We start from the raw sequence: 15,982 nt of genomic DNA on the forward strand, positions 1-15,982 counted from the left end.
GGGGCGGTGGGGCATCGGCGCCACCGCGGCATGGGAACGATGTGAATGGCAGGTCCGGGAGATAACACGCGCAACCGCTCCGCAAAGGGCGGCGACATCGACTCGTTCAAGCGGGCGATGTCCGTCTCCATGCGTGCGATCTCGGGCGACAACACGCTGGAGGTCTCCTTCAGCAAGGACAAGCCTGTTCTTGCCGGCAACATCGCCCGTCTACCCGACCTTCCGAAGAAGGCGAACGCGACCGACGTCGCGGTGACCCGCGGCCTTGGCGACTCGATGGCGCTGCGGCGTGCGCGCCACGACCCCCGAATCCACATGAAGCTTGCCCCCGAGGGCAAGCTCGCGCGCTCGGTCTTCGACGCGGTCGAGCAGGCTCGCGTCGAGGCAATCGGCAGCCGCGCGATGAAGGGTGTGTCCGACAACATCGCCCAGATGCTCGAGGATCGCTACGCGAAGGCGAGTTATGCCGCCATCACCGAACAGGCCGAGGCGCCGCTCGAGGATGCGCTTGCGCTGATCGTGCGCGAGCGGCTGACCGGCCGTGCGGCACCCGAGAGCGCCGGCCAGGTCGTGGAGCTGTGGCGCCCGTGGATCGAGGACAAGGCCGGAGGCGATCTCGATACCCTCGTCGACAAGCTCGAGGACCAGCAGGCATTTGCCCGTGTCGTCCGCGAAATGCTGGCTGCCATGGAGATGGCCGAGGAGCTTGGCGAGGACGAGGAAGCCGACGACGAGAACGAGGACGACGACTCCCCGCAGGGCGAGGAAGACTCGGAGGAAGGCGGCGAGGACGATTCCGGCTCCGAGGAGTCGCAGTCCGAGGAAAGCGATACGACGAGCGAGGATCAGGAGACCGGCGAGACCGAGACCTCCGACGCCAGCGCCGACGATCTTGCGGACGACCAGGACCTCGATGCCGAGACGCCGGGCGAGAACAAGCGCCAGGACAATCCCTTCGCCAACCTGCCGAAGGACATCGACTACAAGATCTACACGACCCAGTTTGACGAGACGGTCGGTGCCGAGGAACTTTGCGACGAGGAAGAGCTCGACCGCCTGCGCGCGTTCCTCGACAAGCAGCTCGCGAACCTTCAGGGCGTGGTCGGCCGTCTGGCCAACCGCCTGCAGCGCCGCTTGATGGCGCAGCAGAATCGCTCGTGGGAATTCGACCTCGAGGAGGGCGTGCTCGACACGGCGCGCCTGATGCGCGTCGTGATCGACCCGATGCAGCCGCTGTCGTTCAAGTGGGAGCGCGACACGCAGTTCCGTGACACGGTCGTGTCGTTGCTGCTCGACAATTCCGGTTCGATGCGCGGCCGTCCGATTACCGTTGCCGCGACCTGCGCCGACATTCTTGCCCGCACGCTGGAACGCTGCGGCGTCTCCGTCGAGATCCTCGGCTTCACGACCCGCGCCTGGAAGGGCGGACAGTCGCGCGAGAAGTGGCTGAAGGACGGCAAGCCGGCCAATCCCGGCCGCCTCAACGACCTGCGCCACATCATCTACAAGTCGGCCGATGCGCCGTGGCGCCGCGCGCGGCGCAACCTCGGCCTGATGATGCGCGAGGGGTTGCTGAAGGAAAACATCGACGGCGAGGCGCTGCTGTGGGCGCACAGCCGCCTGATCGCGCGCCCTGAGCAGCGCAAGATCCTGATGGTGATCTCGGACGGTGCGCCGGTCGATGACTCGACGCTGTCGGTCAATCCGGGCAACTACCTGGAGAAGCACCTGCGCGGTGTCATCGAACTGATTGAGACGCGTTCGCCGGTCGAACTCCTGGCCATCGGCATCGGCCACGACGTCACGCGCTACTACCGCCGCGCCGTCACCATCGTCGACGCGGAGGAACTGGCCGGCGCGATGACCGAACAGCTTGCCTCGCTGTTCGGCGAGGAAACGCGGCGCGATGTGCGCCGCATGGCCCGCCGGGCGTGAAGGCTCTCGTCCTTGCGCTAGGGCTTCTCGCTGGCGCGCTGGGCGCATCGGGAGCCATTGCAGAAGATGCAGCACCGGTCGCGATCGAGACGCGCTCGGTGCCGTTCTCCAGCTTCCAGATCGGCGCCAGCAGCAACCGTTTCGGCAAGCTCGAATTCATTGGTGGCTTCGAGCTGCGCGCACGTGCCTCGCAGTTTGGCCAATTCTCCGCTATGCGCTTCATGAAGCCGGGGTCCGACTTCGTCGGCGTGGCCGACCACGGCTACTGGTTCTTCGGCACCATCGAACGCCAGGGCGACGTACCGGTCGGCGTGTCGAACTTCCGCATGCAGCCGATGGTCGATGCGTCCGGCGAGATCATCGATGACAAGCCGCATGTCGACGCCGAGGGCATGCATTGTCACGATGGTGTCGCGACCGTCTCGTTCGAGCGTGAGGCGAGGGTGACCGAGTACCCCGTCGCCCCCCAAGGCGCTGGCAAGCCGGTCCGTGACCTCGACTTCCTCATCCCGCGCCGCGAGCTGCGCTACAATGCCGGCATGGAGACGGTGGTGCGGGCACCCGATGCGTCGCCCCTCAAGGGCGCGCGCGTCGTCATTGCCGAGCGCAGCATTGACAGCGAGGGCAATATCTTCGCCGCGGTGCTCGAAGGTCCGAGCAAGGGCATCTTCAAGGTCGTGCGCAGCGACAGTTTTGACGTCACCGATGGCGCCTTCCTGCCGGGTGGCGATCTCATCCTGCTCGAACGCCGCTTCACGCGGCCGATCAGCGTTGGCATGCGTCTTCGCCGCATCGAGGGCGGCTCGATCCGTCCCGGCGCGGTAGTGGACGGGGAAGTGCTGATGGAAGCGGACCTGTCCTCGCGCATCGACAATATGGAAGCGCTGGACATCTGGCGGCGCGACGACGGCAAGCTGGTCGTGTCGGTGATGTCCGACGACAACCAGTCGTTCCTGCAGCGAACGCTGTATCTGGAATTTCTGCTAGGGGAATAGGTGAGTAGGTGAGTAGGGGGCTAGGGCAGTAGGGCCTACATTTTCCCCTAAGCCACCAAGCCCTTACTTACCTGATCCCTTACTGCAGTGCCATCTGCACCTTGGAGCGGATTTCCATCAGCGTGAACGGCTTCGGCACCACGTCGATGATGATCTCCTCTAGGTCCGAGGCGCGTTCGCGCTGCTCGGCATAGCCGGTCATCAGCAGGATCTTCAGGCCCGGGAATTCGCCCGCGGCGCGCTTGGCCATCTCGATGCCGTCCATGGCCGGCATGCGGATGTCGGACAGCACGAGGTCGTAGCTGCCTGCAGCCTCGCGGATCTGGGTCAGACCCAGATCGCCGTCTTCCGCCGTTTCCACCTCGTGACCGGCAGCCGCGATCGCGCGCGCGGTGAAGGTGCGGACCGAATCGTCGTCTTCGACAATCAGAATACGGGCCACTCAGGCGTCTCCCTTGACGATACCTACAAACGGAAGTTCACGGAACGCGTGGGCGACATCCATGCCGTAGCCCACGACGAAGTAGTCCGGGCACTCGAAGCCGACGAAATCGGCGTCGAGATCGGTCTGGCGCTTTTCGCGCTTGTCGAGCAGCACTGCGATCGACACGCTCTTGGCACCGCGAGACAGCATCAGTTCCTTGGTGAACTTCAGCGTCTTGCCCGACTCCAAGATGTCGTCGACCAGCAGGATGTCGCGGCCCTTCACGTCATTGTCGATGTCGCGCAGCACGCGGACCTCGCCCGAAGTCGTGCCGGTGCCATAGCTGGAAATGAAGATGAACTCGACTTCCGGCGAAAGGCCCGTATCGTGCATCGCGCGGATCAGGTCGCCCGCGAAAATGAACGAGCCTTTCAGGATCGAGATGACGAGGAGGTCCTCATACTCCCGCTCCCCAATCGCCTTGGCGAGCTCCAGGTTCCTTCTTGCGATCGTTGAGGCGCTGTAAAGGACCTCGATTTCCTTCCCGCGTACGATAGGCATCAGCGCTTGGACTCCCGGAAAGTTACGGAGACGGTTCTTACCCCGTTTCTAGGCGCCACCACGCGGCTCGAAAAGGAATAGCGGTCGCCGGGCGCGAGAGCCACGTCGTTTGTCCCCAAATAATAACTTGTCATGGCTCCGTCGTTCGATCTAACCACGATCTCCAAGTTTGGCAAAGTTTGGACAGCTGAGCCGTGGTTACCCGCCTGTCCTGCCACAAACAGTATATCGCGTCCCTTATGCCGCTCGACGCGGCTGGTGACGTCGCCGATGCGCAGACCTGCCGCCTGCGCCGCCGGCTTCAGCGTTGCTACCTGCTGGCGCACCAGCGCATGACCGCCCGAGGTCCAGAACGCCAGCGCGACGAGGCCAAGACCGATGGTCCAGAACACGGCGCTGCCGCTTCTCCGGCCGGCCCTCGACGAGGCGCCGGGTCTGAGGAAATCAAGCCCTTTCGGGGCGGATCGCCGTGCCACCGCGAGGTGTTCCTGCGTGGGTGTGACGGTCGCTTCGATGTCGGCATCGATGACGTCTTCTGCTTCGCGGACGAAGCCCGCGCGGGTCCGGACATCGGTCATGATTTCGCCGGAAACCGGGCGTGGTTTGTCGTTGCTCATGCGACCGACCGTCCTCTTGCGGTTCATTCTGTGGGTAGCCTCTATAGGTTAACGCTTCGCTGCAATTTTGCCTTTGAGTGCAGACGTTAACCGGGCATTAACCACGCGGGGACGAAGTTCGGGGCTCATCACTCTTCGCGGGGCGCCCCGGCCAAACCGTTGATGAACAAGGATTTCCGGTGATCCGCTTCGAGAATGTCGGCCTCAGATATGGAATGGGTCCGGAAATACTCCGTGACATTTCCTTCCATCTGCCCGAACGTTCCTTCCAGTTTCTGAGCGGGCCGTCCGGTGCGGGCAAGACGACGCTGCTTCGCCTGCTGTTCATGTCTCTGAAGCCAACTCGCGGACTTATCACCGTCTTCGGCAGGGACCTGTCGCGCATCCCGCGCAAAGAGCTGCCGATGCTGCGCCGGCGCATCGGCATCGTCTTCCAGGACTTCCGCCTGCTCGACCACATGACCACTTACGAGAACGTCTCGCTGCCCTTGCGCGTGCGCGGGCGCGAGGAGTCGAGCTACCGCTCTGACGTGATCGAGCTGCTGAAGTGGGTGGGCCTTGGCGAGCGCATGCATGTGCTGCCGCCGGTGCTGTCGGGCGGCGAGAAACAGCGTGCGGCTATCGCCCGCGCGCTGATTGAACAGCCCGAGATCCTGCTCGCCGATGAACCGACCGGCAATGTCGATCCGCCGCTCGCCCGCCGCCTGCTGCGCCTCTTCATCGAGCTCAACCGCCTCGGCACGGCCGTCGTCATCGCGACCCACGATGTCGCGCTGATGGAGCAGGTTGACGCGCGCCGCATGGTTCTCAACGGCGGGAGGCTCGAGATCCATGACTGATCCCGCCACCCTGCCAGGCGCGCCGGCGAGACGCCGCGGAGCGGCGCGCTCCTATCGCAAGCAGGCGCCTATCGTGCCGCCCGGCAACGTCGCCGGGCATGCGCTGATCCTCGTCATCGCGATCATGACCTTCCTGTCATGCCTGACACTCGGCGCCGTGACGCTGGTGCGCGATACGGCGGCGATGTGGCAATCGCAGATCGCCCACGAGGCGACCATCCAGATCAAGCCGGTCGATGGACTCAACATCGAGGCGGCACTTGCCACCGCACAGCAGGTCGCTGCCGGTTTCCCCGGCGTGCGGCAGGCAACCATTGTCGACCGCGCGGCGACGATCCGCCTGCTCGAGCCATGGCTCGGCACCGGCTTCGACATCGACGAGCTGCCCGTGCCGCGCCTCGTCATCGTTACGATCGACCCAGCCAACCCGCCGGACTTCCCGGCACTGCGGCAGGCCGTCACGGCCGAGGTGCCGCAGGCAACGCTCGATGACCACCGCACCTGGGTCGACCGCCTGATTGCGATGGCGAACACGACTGTGACGATCGGCTTCTCGGTGCTTCTGCTGATGCTGACGGCGACAGTGCTGGCGATCGTCTTCGCCACGCGCGGCGCGATGGCCGGCAACGGACACATCATCGAGGTGCTGCATTTCGTCGGCGCCGAGGCGGGCTTCATCGCCCGCGAGTTCCGCCGCCACTTCCTGCTGACCGGCATGAAGGGCGCGGCTGCGGGCGGGCTTGCCGCCATCATCGTCTTCATCGGCTTTTCGTGGTGGTCGTCCTGGAACCTTGCGACGCCTCAGGCAGACCAGGCCACGGCCCTGTTCGGCAATTTCGCTATCGGCAGCGCCGGCTATCTTGGCGTTGCGCTGGTCGTCATCCTGATCGGCGGGCTCACTGCGCTCACCTCGCACATCACCGTGGTCTCGTATCTCGGCGACATCGACCCGAGCGCCCATGACTAGGCCGCCCATGACTATGAAAGACCATTGTTGCGCCATCACAGGTCCGCGCAAAGACCTGTTCAATGCCACGATTGGCGGGTAACCATATACACATGACGGGGCCAATCGACAGGAAGGCGTCGCCCGAGATCGTGGCTGACGCCCACGCAGACCGGGTCAGGCCACGCCGCCCGGTGCGCAGGTTCCTTGCGGCTCTGGCACTGCTCCTCGTCGGCGGCTCGCTCGCCTTCCTCGGCGGCTTCGCAGCCTTTGCCACCCATATCGCACGTCTGACGACGCCGACCGACCTTCCTTCGGCCGATGCGATCATCGTGCTCACCGGCGGCGAGAAGCGCCTGACGGCGGCGGTCGATCTGCTCGAGGCTGGAAAGGGCAAGCGGCTGCTGATCAGCGGCGTGCACCCGAAGGCGCGGCTGAGTGATCTCCGCCGCGCGACCGGCGGCGATTCGCGGCTGTTCAACTGCTGTGTCGACCTCGATCACACCGCGCTCGACACGATCGGCAATGCCGAGGAAAGCGCCAAGTGGGTCGAGAGCCATAACTGGGACAAGGTGATCATCGTCACCAACAACTACCACATGCCGCGTAGCCTGCTGGAGCTTAAGCGCTACATGACTGAGGCGGAGCTGTTCCCCTATCCGGTGGTGAACACGCATCTCGAAGGCGGCGAGTGGATCACGAACCGCGCCGCCCTTCGGGTGCTGTTCACCGAATACGCCAAGTACATCGCCGCGCTGTTCCGGCGCGTGGTGCCGGACCTCCGGCAGGTCGCGGGCAGGGCGCAGCCCGAGCACACGCAGACGCAACGCGGCAGCTGACGGCAGTCTTTCGCCGGGCGGCACGTTTCCCTTTGGACGCGACTGGTGTAACCAACGTGCGCACGACACTCCGCAGGCACGTTTTCATGCTCGTAATCCGGTCGCTGGCGTTCAATGCCGCCTTTTATCTGAACCTCATCGTCCAGATGATCGTGTTCACCCCGTTCTTCTTCCTTGCCCCGCGCCGGAAGGCGTGGTGGGTGCCGCGCTTCTGGTCGCGCACCAGCCTCAGGCTGCAGGAGTGGCTGGCTGGCACGAAGTCGGAGATTTCCGGGCTTGAGAACCTGCCGGACGGACCGTTCATCCTGGCGCCAAAGCACCAGTCGTTCTGGGACACGATCGCGTTCTTCCCGTACCTGTCGGACCCCGTCTACATCCTCAAGCGCGAGCTGATGTGGATCCCCTTCTTCGGTTGGTACCTGAAGAAGGTGAAGATGATCCCGATCAACCGCGGCAGCCGCTCAAACGCGCTCAAGCAGGCGCTGGTGGAGGCCAGGAAGCGGATGGATGACGGGCGCCAGCTCATCATTTACCCGGAAGGCACCCGCCGCCCGCCGGGCGCCGAGCCCGCCTACAAGTGGGGCATTGCCGAGATCTACGCGGCGCTGAACGTGCCGGTGGTGCCGGTCGCTCACGTCGCGGGCCTCTACTGGCCGCGCCGCAAGTTCCTGCGTTATCCAGGCGCGCTGAAGGCGAAGTTCCTGCCGCCGATCGAGCCGGGCATGGAGAAGGATGCCTTCATGAAGCGGCTGATCGCCGAGACCGAGGCAGGCTGTGATGCCTTCCTGATCGAGGCGGCGACGTCGGAGAACCCGCCGGCGCTGCCGGAGACGGCGATCAGGCGCCTGAAGGAACTCGGCGTGGAGCTTCCGGTCAGGAAGCGTTAAGGCGCTGCGCCACGCTTTCCAGCCAGCGGTCGCGGATGCCGAGCGCGCGCAGATGGTCGACCGTGTTCAGCACATAGTCCTCGTTGCGGCCCGACAGACCCACGGAACCCGACACGATGCGCGCGGCCTCCTCGACGTCGATATGGCCTGCGTACTGGATGTGAGACCGGTCGACGACATATGCGACCGCTTCCGCGCGTGAGCCATCATCGAAGCGGACGGGCAGGCGCTTTTCGAGATAGACGTTGGTGACGAGCTCGCGCTCTCGCAGGTACCCCATCACCTCGTCGGAAAGCTCGCCCGGCACGCGGAAGGCCATGCCGACGCAGGAACCGCCGCGGTCGAGGCCCAGCACCAGCCCCGGCTTTTCGACCGTGCCGCGGTGAATGTGCGAGGAGATGCACAGCGCCCGCCGGTAGCCGCAAAGGCGCGCCTTGCGCGTCTCTGTATGGGCGAAGCCCGGCCGCCACATCAGCGAGCCATAGCCAAACACCCAAAAATCGCCCATATCGCAAATCCAGATTCGAATTTTCGGCTGCGTGCCGACCGACGAGGGTTAACGAGAGCCGCGCCATGGCGTCAAGCAATGATAAACCGGTCAACTACAGCAGGCGCTTCTTTTGGCTCCTGCTCGGGATCGTTGCGGCCATCGCGCTCTATAGCGGCGGATGGTACTACGCCGCAGGAAAGGTTGGCGAGCGCGTCCAGACGGCCGTCGACGGGGCCAACGCCAGCGGTCGGCGTGCGAATTGCGAAAGCCTTGAGGTTCGTGGCTATCCCTTCCGGCTTGGCGTGTTCTGCCGCTCGGTGATGTTCGAGGACCCCAAGGCCGCTATCCGTTTCCAGGCGGGGGCTTTCCGCTCGGCGGCGCAGGTTTATCAGCCGAACCTCGTGATCGGCGAACTCGACGGGCCGGCGACGCTGGAGACGCCGGGCATACCGACGCTCGACCTCAAGTGGGAGTCGATGCGAGCCAGCGTCCGTATTGCTTCGCCGCTGCCCGAGCGTGTCTCGGTCGAGGGCCGCAATGTCGAGGTGAGACTGGATGAGCCGGGCGACGTGCCGCCGCTGCTCGGGCGCGCGGGCCATGCCGAATTCCATGCGCGTCCGGACGCCGACGCGGGCTACGACCTTGCCGTACGCTTCAACGAGCTGCGCTTCGACCCGAACTTCGTCGGCACCGACAAGCTGCCGCCGCTGGCGGGCCTTGCAGATTTCTTCGTTGAGCGCTGGCAGTCGGGCGGACGCGAATCCAGCGTTAACATCCGCAATCTCACCGTTTCCATCGATGACAAGGGCAGCGGCGCGGAAGTGTCGGGACCTTTCGCCGTCGGCATCGACGGGCTGATCGACGCCGAACTGCAGGTGAAGGTGCGCAATCCCCGCGCGTTGGGCGAGCTGCTGGTCAGCCTGCTGCCAGCCTACCGCGAGCAGGTTGAGCTCGCAGTCGGCACGATTGCGATGCTTGGCGAGGAGCCGACCTTCCCGCTGAAGATCTCGCGCGGGAAGGTCCGCATTGGTTTCGTCTCACTCGGCGCGATCCCGCCGCTGTTCTGACTGGTCAGGCGGGCTTTGCCGCCGCGATGCGGCCGAAGTCTGGCGCGCTGACGTCCTGGCCAGCCTCGATGATCGAGCGGCGGATGGCGCGGGTGCGGGTGAAGAGGTCGAACAGCTTGTCGCCATCGCCCCAGCGGATCGCTCGCTGCAGCGAGGCGAGGTCTTCCGAAAAACGCGCCAGCATTTCCAGGATCGCATCGCGGTTGTGCAGGCACACGTCGCGCCACATGGTCGGGTCCGACGCCGCGAGGCGGGTGAAGTCACGGAAACCCGACGCGGAGTACTTGATGACTTCCGACTTGGTGACCGTCTCAAGGTCGTCCGCGGTGCCGACGATGTTGTAGGCAATGATGTGCGGCAGGTGAGAGACGATTGCGAGCACCATGTCGTGGTGCTGCGGCGGCATGACGTCGATGTTGGAGCCGCAGGCGGTCCAGAAGGCTGAGAGCTTGTCGAGCGCCGCCTGATCGGTCTCCGGCAGCGGGGTCAGGATGCACCAGCGGTTGCGGAACAGCTCCGCAAAGCCGGCATCCGGACCGGAATGCTCGGTACCAGCGATCGGGTGGCCCGGGATGAAGTGCACGCCTTCAGGCACGTGGGGCTGCATCTGCGCGATCACCGAGGCCTTTGTCGAGCCGACGTCGGTGAGGATAGCGCCGGGCTTGAGAGCGCCGGCGATCTGCTCGGCCACGGCACCTGATGCGCCGACGGGAACGGAGACGATGACGAGGTCCGCGTTCTTCACGGCTTCGGCAGCACTTTGCTCGTAGCGGTCGCCGAGGCCAAGTTCCTCAGCGCGCTTTAGCGTCTCAGCGCTGCGGGTGGAGATGACGATCTCGCCGGCGAGGCCCTCGCGGCGCACGACGCGCGCGATGGAGGAGCCGATCAGGCCAATGCCGATCAGGGCGATGCGTTCAAACATCTTTTCGGTCATTTTTTCAGTCTTTCAGGAATTCCGCGAGTGCGGCGACTACGCCGCGATTGGCTTCTTCGGTGCCTATCGTCATACGCAGCGCGTTGGGAAGGCCGTATGCCGCAACGCGCCTGAGAATATACCCGCGCCGCGCCAGATACTCCTCCGCCGCCTCGGCGGTGTGCTTCCCGTCTTCCAGAAAGTGAATCAGAATGAAGTTGGCAACGCTGGGGGTGACGCGAAGGCCGAGCTTCGTCAGCTCCTCCGTCGTCCAGTTGAGCCACTTCTCGTTGTGAGTGACGCAGAACTCGACGTGTTCGCGATCGAGGATCGCCGCCGTGCCGGCTTCGATCGCCATGGCGTTGACGTTGAACGGATCGCGCACGCGCTCCAGCGCCTCGATGATGTGCGCCGGCGCATAGCACCAGCCGATGCGCGCGCCGCCGAGCCCGTGCACCTTGGAGAAGGTGCGGGTCATCACGACATTTTCATTGGCCGCCACCAGCTCTACTCCTGCCTCGTAATCATTGCGGCGCACGAACTCGGCATAGGCCGCGTCGATCACGAGCAGCACGTTCTTCGGCAGGCCGGCGTGCAGGCGGCGCACCTCGTCGAACGGCATGTAGGTGCCGGTGGGGTTGCTCGGATTGGCGAGGAAGACGATGCGCGTCTTCTCGGTGACGCAGGAGAGGATCGAGTCGACGTTCGCCGTCTCGTTGACCTCCGGCGCGATCACGGGCTTTGCGCCGACCGAGCGGATGTAGATCGGATAGGCCAGGAAGCCGTACTGGCTGTAGATGCCCTCGTCGCCTTCGCCGACATAGATGCGGGTGAGCAGCGCCAGTGCCTCGTCGGAGCCGTTGAAGGCCATGACGTTGGCGACGTTGAGGCCATGCGTCTTCGCGATCGCCTCACGCAGCTTCCGCGATGAACCGTCCGGATAAAGCGCAAGCTTCTCCGTCACCGCCTGTGCGGCCGCGATGGCCTTGGGGGAGGGGCCGAACGGATTTTCGTTGGACGACAGCTTATAGACCTTCGCGACCCCCGCCGGTGCGTGGCTCTTGCCGGGCACGTAGGCGTCGATCTCCATCACGCCGGGGCGTGGTTCAGGGCGAAGCTCGGTGGTCATGGCTGCTATCCAGTTGGAAGGTGTGCTTGCCTCTACCAAGTCTTTGGCGTTGACGCAAAGGTTCAGCGATCCTAAATATGCCGCGTTCCGTGGTGATTTGGCCGGTCGGCTTGCAGCCACGTAAAATAAGTTGCTAAAGGACCGATCGCAGCAATTCCGTTGGGACCGGTCGCGCATACGCCGCCGGTCTTTTCAGTTTCTGGAGTTGTTGCCGTGCCCATCAAGATCCCCGACCAGCTACCCGCCCGCGACGTCCTCGTCAGAGAAGGCGTGCAGGTTATGGACGAGCGCACGGCGCTCCGGCAGGACATCCGTCCGCTGCAGATCGGCCTGCTGAACCTGATGCCGAACAAGATACGCACGGAGACCCAGTTCGCGCGACTCATCGGCGCATCGCCGCTGCAGGTCGAGCTGACGCTGGTGCGCATCGGCAGCCATGCCGCGAAAAACACCCCGGAAGAACACCTCATCGCCTTCTACCAGACCTGGGAAGAGGTCAAAGACCGCAAGTTCGACGGCTTCATCGTCACCGGCGCGCCGGTCGAGAAGCTGCCGTTCGAGGAAGTCTATTACTGGGATGAGCTGAAGCAGATCTTCGACTGGACGACCACCAACGTCCATTCGTCCTTCTTCATCTGCTGGGGCGCGATGGCGGCAGCGTGGCACTTCCACCGCATCCCGAAATACCCGCTGTCGAAGAAGGCGTTCGGCGTGTTCCGCCACCGGAACAACGCGCCCAGCTCGCCGTACCTCACCGGCTTCTCCGATGATTTCGCCATTCCCGTTTCGCGCTGGACCGAGGTGCGCTCGCAGGACATCCGCCAGCACGAAGATCTTCAGCTGCTGATGGAATCGGACATGACAGGCCCGTGCATGGTCGCTGAGGAGATGGGCAACCGGCTCTACATGTTTAACCACATCGAGTACGACTCGACCTCCCTCAAGGAAGAGTACGACCGCGACGTGGGGCTGGGCGTGCCGATCGAGGTCCCGCACGAATACTACCCGAACAACGACCCATCGCGCCCGCCGCTCAATCGCTGGCGCTCGCACGCGCATCTTTTGTTCGGCAACTGGATCAACCAGGTCTATCAGACGACGACGTACGACCTCGCCGAGATCGGCAAGGGACGGGTCAAGGAGACCGTCTGAAACGGCTTTGGACGGGCTTGGCCGGTAGATGAGGAACCCCTTGGGCCGGCTGGCGTTTGGCTCAGCCCGCCAGAAGCCGAAGGAGCCTCATGCCCAACCGTAACAAGAACGTCGATCCCGATCAGGTCCGCGCCGCGGTCGATGCCGTCGTCGCGGAAATGGAAGTCATCGAAAGCTTCGGCAAACTCATCGACCACATCGAGGGGATGAGCGAGCTGGAGGTGAACCGCTTCGGCGTCTGCGTCGTCACAGCGGATGGCGACGTGATCGAGGGCGGCGAGGCCAGCCACCCGTTTCCCATACAGAGCATCTCGAAAGTCTTCGCGCTGACGATGGCGCTCGAGGCGCATGGCGACGACGTCTGGAAGCGCGTCGGGCGCGAACCATCGGGCGATCCGTTCAACTCGATCATCGACCTCGAGCGCAAGAAGGGCATTCCACGCAATCCCTTCATCAACGCCGGAGCGCTCGTCATTGCCGACATGCTGCTCGACCGCGAGAAGCCGCAGCACGAGGATGTTGCGGCGTTCCTGGCCGATCACATTGGGGCGAACGATTTCGACGTCGATCCCGACGTCTTCGACAAGGAGGCGAAGGGTGGCTACACCAATCGTGCGCTCGCCAACCTCGCCAAGTCGTTCGACAACCTGCATCACGAGGTCGATGACGTGATGAAGCTCTATGTGCGCCAGTGCGCGATCGCGCTCACCTGCCGGCAGCTGGCGCTGGCTGGGCGCTACCTGATGCTGTCCCCTTCCGGACGCAAGAAGAAGATCTCGTTGCAGGAAGCGCATCGTGTCCGCCGTATCAACGCCCTGATGCTGACCTGCGGCCAGTATGACGGGGCGGGGGACTTTGCCTACCGCGTCGGCCTGCCGGCAAAGAGCGGCGTTGGCGGTGGCATTCTTGCAGTCGTGCCTCACGTTGCCTCGATTGCCGTCTGGTCGCCGGGGCTGGACGACAACGGCAACTCGCTGCTCGGCACCATCGCGCTGGAGCGGCTTTCGGAACGACTGGGCTGGTCGGTTTTCGGTTCGGTGCCGCAAGTCGGCGCCTAGCCGCGCTGCAGCTTCTGCCACCGTTTAACGGCGCGCTCGCGCCTTATTCGCGACAGGCGCTGCAGCCAGAAGATGCCGTCGAGCTGGTCGATCTCGTGCTGCAGGCAAGTGGCAAGGAAGCCGGCCGCCTCTTCGGTTTTTTCTTCGCCCGAAAGCGTCTGGTAGAGGACCTTGACCCGGTCCGGCCGCTCGATCTCGTCGGTCACGCCCGGCATCGACACGCTGCCTTCGGTGTGGCGTTGCAGCGTCTCGGATGCTTCCTCGATCACCGGGTTCACATAGACCCGCACGCCATCCTCCGGCGACAGCTCGATCACCGTGATGCGCTTCAGAACGCCGATATGCGGACCGGTGATGCCGACGCCGGGCGCAGCCCGCATCGTGTCGAGGAGATCGTCGGCAAGCTGGCGCAGTTCCTCATCGAAAGTCTCTACCGGAGCGCACCGCGTGCGCAGGGCCACGTCCGGGTACTTCACGATTGGCCTGACGGTCATGCGTCGCCTTTTCCAACTGCCTGACGTGCCGCGGCGCCGGTTGCGCCCTGCGGCGAGAGCACCGGCACGAAAACGCGGCGCGAAGCGCGCGCCGAGACCGGCACGCCCTGATAGACGCGCTTCTGCGCCTCGACAACCAGCACGCCGGCGAAGATCGGCCAGAACCGGCGGCCGGCCCCCTCGAACATGCCGTGCATGCGCATCATCCAGCGCTTCTTGGAGGGCGGGAAGTGCAGCGCGTCGGCCCATGGGCCCGGCGTGAAGTTGGCCTCGCGCAGGAGCGCGTTTAGCTGGGCGCGGGAAAAGGGCCGGCCCGTGCCGAAGGGCGTGTGCTCGAAGCGGGCCCAGACGCCACGGCGGTTGGGCGTGACGATGACGAGCCGTCCGCCCGGCGCCAGCACGCGCCAGGCCTCCATCAGCGTTTCGCGCGGGTTTTCCGCATGCTCCAGCGCATGGACCATCAGAATACGGTCGATCGACGAATCATAGAGCGGCAGCTCTTCCTCGAACACCAGCGCGGTGGCCGAGGGGCCGTTGGCCGGCCAGTTCACCGCGCCCTGGCTCGCCGGCATCAGGGCCAGCACCCGCTCCGTCCCTTCGCGCAACCGGTCGAGCCATGGCAGCGCGTAGCCGAGGCCAACTAGGCGCTCGTTCGGCATCTTGGCCCAGACCTGCTCGATGGCGCGTGCGATCGAGTGCTCGGCAAGGTGGCCCAGCGTCGAATTGTAGAACGATCGCAGTTCGATGATGTCGGACAGCATGGTCAAACCGTAGCGAGCGTCGCGAGGCGCTGCAAGGCGACGTCGCCGCGTGACAAGGCAGGACGACGCCCCTACATTCCCCCAGCGAATGAGGGAGTGCGCAAATGGCTGTCGATGTCGAACTGTTCATGTGTCTGTCGGACAATTTCGGGGCGCTGGTGCGCGACCGCGAGACCGGAACCGTCATGCTGATCGATGCTCCGGAGGAGCGGCCGATCATCGAGGCCATCGAGCGGACCGGATGGACGCCTAGCCTGCTGCTCACCACCCATCATCATTCCGACCACGTCCAGGCCAACCTTGCGCTCAAGCAGCGCTACGGTCTGAAGATTTATGGCCCAGCAGCCGAAGCGGCAAAGATCCCCGGCATCGACGAGACCGTGGCGGAGGGCTCAAAGATCCAGTTCGGCAGCCAGACCATCGAAACGATCGAGACGCCGGGTCATACGGCCGGCCATGTCTGCTACTGGCTCAGGGACGCGAAGGTCGCGTTCACAGCCGACACGCTGTTTGCGCTGGGTTGCGGCCGCCTGTTCGAGGGAACGCCGGCGACCATGCACGCTTCGCTGCAGAAGCTCGTAAAGCTGCCCGCGGAGACCGTCGTCTATTGCGGTCACGAATACACGCTGTCGAACGCGCGCTTCGCGGTCACCATCGACCCCGCCAACGCCGCTCTGCAGGAACGAGCTCGCAAAATCGAGGAGCTGCGCGCCGATGGGCGTCCGACGCTGCCGACGACGATCGGCGAGGAGCTGGCGACCAACCCGTTCCTGCGCCCGCATGATCCGGCGATTCGCCGCAACCTCGGCATGGAGAATGCGAGCGACGTCGAGGTGTTCGCGGAAATCCGCAAGCGCAAGGACAACTTCTGACGC

The 15,982-nt window shown here is 64.5% G+C and carries 18 protein-coding genes and 1 riboswitch; of the genes, 10 read left to right on the forward strand and 8 right to left on the reverse strand.

What is annotated here, in order from left to right:
- Positions 1-45 precede the first annotated feature (45 nt).
- Together cobT and L610_RS11145 are read left to right on the forward strand one after the other, a co-directional pair.
- Positions 46-1,935 (forward strand): cobaltochelatase subunit CobT, encoded by a 1,890-nt coding sequence (cobT, locus tag L610_RS11140; RefSeq protein ID WP_024848797.1) that lies wholly within the window; start codon positions 46-48, stop codon positions 1,933-1,935.
- Positions 1,932-2,930, forward strand: coding sequence for an esterase-like activity of phytase family protein (locus tag L610_RS11145; RefSeq protein WP_246658989.1), 999 nt, complete (start codon positions 1,932-1,934; stop codon positions 2,928-2,930). Before cobT ends, L610_RS11145 begins: the two co-directional genes overlap by 4 nt.
- A 79-nt stretch (positions 2,931-3,009) precedes the next feature.
- Here L610_RS11145 and L610_RS11150 read toward each other — a convergent pair whose 3' ends face one another.
- Genes L610_RS11150 through L610_RS11160 form a run of 3 tightly spaced genes read right to left on the reverse strand, consistent with a single transcriptional unit; the run spans position 3,010 to position 4,532 of the window.
- Complete coding sequence (locus L610_RS11150) at positions 3,010-3,372, reverse strand: response regulator (protein ID WP_144705129.1); 363 nt, start codon at positions 3,370-3,372, stop codon at positions 3,010-3,012.
- The gene (gene hpt / locus L610_RS11155; protein ID WP_024848794.1) at positions 3,373-3,915 is read right to left on the reverse strand and encodes a hypoxanthine phosphoribosyltransferase; all 543 of its coding nucleotides are present in this window, start codon (positions 3,913-3,915) and stop codon (positions 3,373-3,375) included. It abuts the gene before it with no gap.
- Positions 3,915-4,532 carry a hypothetical protein gene (locus L610_RS11160; RefSeq protein ID WP_024848793.1) on the reverse strand — a complete coding sequence of 206 codons (618 nt, stop codon included), beginning with the start codon at positions 4,530-4,532 and terminating at the stop codon, positions 3,915-3,917. The genes hpt and L610_RS11160 overlap by 1 nt, the downstream gene beginning before the upstream one ends.
- A 179-nt stretch (positions 4,533-4,711) precedes the next feature.
- Between L610_RS11160 and ftsE the strand changes: the two genes are divergently transcribed.
- The 4 genes from ftsE (at position 4,712) to L610_RS11180 (ending at position 8,043) form a co-directional block, all read left to right on the forward strand.
- Positions 4,712-5,371, forward strand: coding sequence for a cell division ATP-binding protein FtsE (gene ftsE, locus L610_RS11165; RefSeq protein WP_024848792.1), 660 nt, complete (start codon positions 4,712-4,714; stop codon positions 5,369-5,371).
- On the forward strand, positions 5,364-6,338 hold the full coding sequence (locus L610_RS11170) for an ABC transporter permease (protein ID WP_144705131.1): 975 nt from the start codon (positions 5,364-5,366) through the stop codon (positions 6,336-6,338). The genes ftsE and L610_RS11170 overlap by 8 nt, the downstream gene beginning before the upstream one ends.
- 92 nt (positions 6,339-6,430) lie before the next feature.
- On the forward strand, positions 6,431-7,156 hold the full coding sequence (locus L610_RS11175) for a YdcF family protein (protein WP_144705133.1): 726 nt from the start codon (positions 6,431-6,433) through the stop codon (positions 7,154-7,156).
- Between the two features lie 86 nt (positions 7,157-7,242).
- Entirely contained in the window at positions 7,243-8,043 is an 801-nt protein-coding gene (locus L610_RS11180; RefSeq protein ID WP_144705135.1) for a 1-acyl-sn-glycerol-3-phosphate acyltransferase, read from the forward strand.
- Here L610_RS11180 and L610_RS11185 read toward each other — a convergent pair.
- Positions 8,030-8,551: a gamma-glutamylcyclotransferase gene (locus L610_RS11185; protein WP_024848788.1), complete on the reverse strand. Its 522-nt coding sequence runs from the start codon at positions 8,549-8,551 to the stop codon at positions 8,030-8,032. The two genes, L610_RS11180 and L610_RS11185, sit on opposite strands and share 14 nt — an antisense overlap.
- Positions 8,552-8,616: 65 nt before the next feature.
- Between L610_RS11185 and L610_RS11190 the strand changes: the two genes are divergently transcribed.
- Complete coding sequence (locus L610_RS11190; RefSeq protein WP_024848787.1) at positions 8,617-9,600, forward strand: DUF2125 domain-containing protein; 984 nt, start codon at positions 8,617-8,619, stop codon at positions 9,598-9,600.
- A gap of 4 nt (positions 9,601-9,604) precedes the next feature.
- Here L610_RS11190 and L610_RS11195 read toward each other — a convergent pair whose 3' ends face one another.
- Positions 9,605-10,534: a prephenate/arogenate dehydrogenase family protein gene (locus tag L610_RS11195; protein ID WP_024848786.1), complete on the reverse strand. Its 930-nt coding sequence runs from the start codon at positions 10,532-10,534 to the stop codon at positions 9,605-9,607.
- A 4-nt stretch (positions 10,535-10,538) separates the two neighbouring features.
- Positions 10,539-11,642 (reverse strand): histidinol-phosphate transaminase, encoded by a 1,104-nt coding sequence (hisC, locus tag L610_RS11200; RefSeq protein WP_144705138.1) that lies wholly within the window; start codon positions 11,640-11,642, stop codon positions 10,539-10,541.
- A 79-nt stretch (positions 11,643-11,721) separates the two neighbouring features.
- A riboswitch (SAM riboswitch) is annotated at positions 11,722-11,799 on the forward strand.
- 56 nt (positions 11,800-11,855) lie between these two features.
- Here hisC and metA point away from each other — a divergent pair.
- Together metA and L610_RS11210 are read left to right on the forward strand one after the other, a co-directional pair.
- Entirely contained in the window at positions 11,856-12,794 is a 939-nt protein-coding gene (metA, locus tag L610_RS11205; RefSeq protein ID WP_024848784.1) for a homoserine O-succinyltransferase, read from the forward strand.
- 89 nt (positions 12,795-12,883) lie between these two features.
- On the forward strand, positions 12,884-13,852 hold the full coding sequence (locus L610_RS11210; protein ID WP_144705140.1) for a glutaminase: 969 nt from the start codon (positions 12,884-12,886) through the stop codon (positions 13,850-13,852).
- Here L610_RS11210 and L610_RS11215 read toward each other — a convergent pair.
- Both L610_RS11215 and L610_RS11220 read right to left on the reverse strand, forming a co-directional pair.
- The gene (locus tag L610_RS11215; RefSeq protein ID WP_144705142.1) at positions 13,849-14,346 is read right to left on the reverse strand and encodes a peptide deformylase; all 498 of its coding nucleotides are present in this window, start codon (positions 14,344-14,346) and stop codon (positions 13,849-13,851) included. The genes L610_RS11210 and L610_RS11215 overlap by 4 nt on opposite strands.
- Positions 14,343-15,107, reverse strand: coding sequence for a methyltransferase domain-containing protein (locus L610_RS11220; protein ID WP_144705144.1), 765 nt, complete (start codon positions 15,105-15,107; stop codon positions 14,343-14,345). Before L610_RS11220 ends, L610_RS11215 begins: the two co-directional genes overlap by 4 nt.
- 104 nt (positions 15,108-15,211) lie before the next feature.
- Between L610_RS11220 and gloB the strand changes: the two genes are divergently transcribed.
- Positions 15,212-15,979 (forward strand): hydroxyacylglutathione hydrolase, encoded by a 768-nt coding sequence (gene gloB, locus L610_RS11225; RefSeq protein WP_144705146.1) that lies wholly within the window; start codon positions 15,212-15,214, stop codon positions 15,977-15,979.
- Positions 15,980-15,982: the final 3 nt, after the last annotated feature.

Origin of the sequence: Aminobacter sp. J44 (genome assembly GCF_007829415.1) — a bacterium.
Lineage (GTDB): Bacteria > Pseudomonadota > Alphaproteobacteria > Rhizobiales > Rhizobiaceae > Aerobium.

What these genes read in the sequence shown, in the direction of transcription:
- cobT (WP_024848797.1), top strand. Translation starts at nt 46, where the DNA reads ATGGCAGGTCCGGGAGATAACACGCGCAACCGCTCCGCAAAGGGCGGC.
- hpt (WP_024848794.1), bottom strand. Translation starts at nt 3,915, where the DNA reads ATGCCTATCGTACGCGGGAAGGAAATCGAGGTCCTTTACAGCGCCTCA.
- L610_RS11160 (WP_024848793.1), bottom strand. Translation starts at nt 4,532, where the DNA reads ATGAGCAACGACAAACCACGCCCGGTTTCCGGCGAAATCATGACCGAT.
- L610_RS11170 (WP_144705131.1), top strand. Translation starts at nt 5,364, where the DNA reads ATGACTGATCCCGCCACCCTGCCAGGCGCGCCGGCGAGACGCCGCGGA.
- L610_RS11175 (WP_144705133.1), top strand. Translation starts at nt 6,431, where the DNA reads ATGACGGGGCCAATCGACAGGAAGGCGTCGCCCGAGATCGTGGCTGAC.
- L610_RS11180 (WP_144705135.1), top strand. Translation starts at nt 7,243, where the DNA reads ATGCTCGTAATCCGGTCGCTGGCGTTCAATGCCGCCTTTTATCTGAAC.
- L610_RS11185 (WP_024848788.1), bottom strand. Translation starts at nt 8,551, where the DNA reads ATGGGCGATTTTTGGGTGTTTGGCTATGGCTCGCTGATGTGGCGGCCG.
- L610_RS11190 (WP_024848787.1), top strand. Translation starts at nt 8,617, where the DNA reads ATGGCGTCAAGCAATGATAAACCGGTCAACTACAGCAGGCGCTTCTTT.
- L610_RS11195 (WP_024848786.1), bottom strand. Translation starts at nt 10,534, where the DNA reads ATGACCGAAAAGATGTTTGAACGCATCGCCCTGATCGGCATTGGCCTG.
- hisC (WP_144705138.1), bottom strand. Translation starts at nt 11,642, where the DNA reads ATGACCACCGAGCTTCGCCCTGAACCACGCCCCGGCGTGATGGAGATC.
- L610_RS11210 (WP_144705140.1), top strand. Translation starts at nt 12,884, where the DNA reads ATGCCCAACCGTAACAAGAACGTCGATCCCGATCAGGTCCGCGCCGCG.
- L610_RS11215 (WP_144705142.1), bottom strand. Translation starts at nt 14,346, where the DNA reads ATGACCGTCAGGCCAATCGTGAAGTACCCGGACGTGGCCCTGCGCACG.
- L610_RS11220 (WP_144705144.1), bottom strand. Translation starts at nt 15,107, where the DNA reads ATGCTGTCCGACATCATCGAACTGCGATCGTTCTACAATTCGACGCTG.
- gloB (WP_144705146.1), top strand. Translation starts at nt 15,212, where the DNA reads ATGGCTGTCGATGTCGAACTGTTCATGTGTCTGTCGGACAATTTCGGG.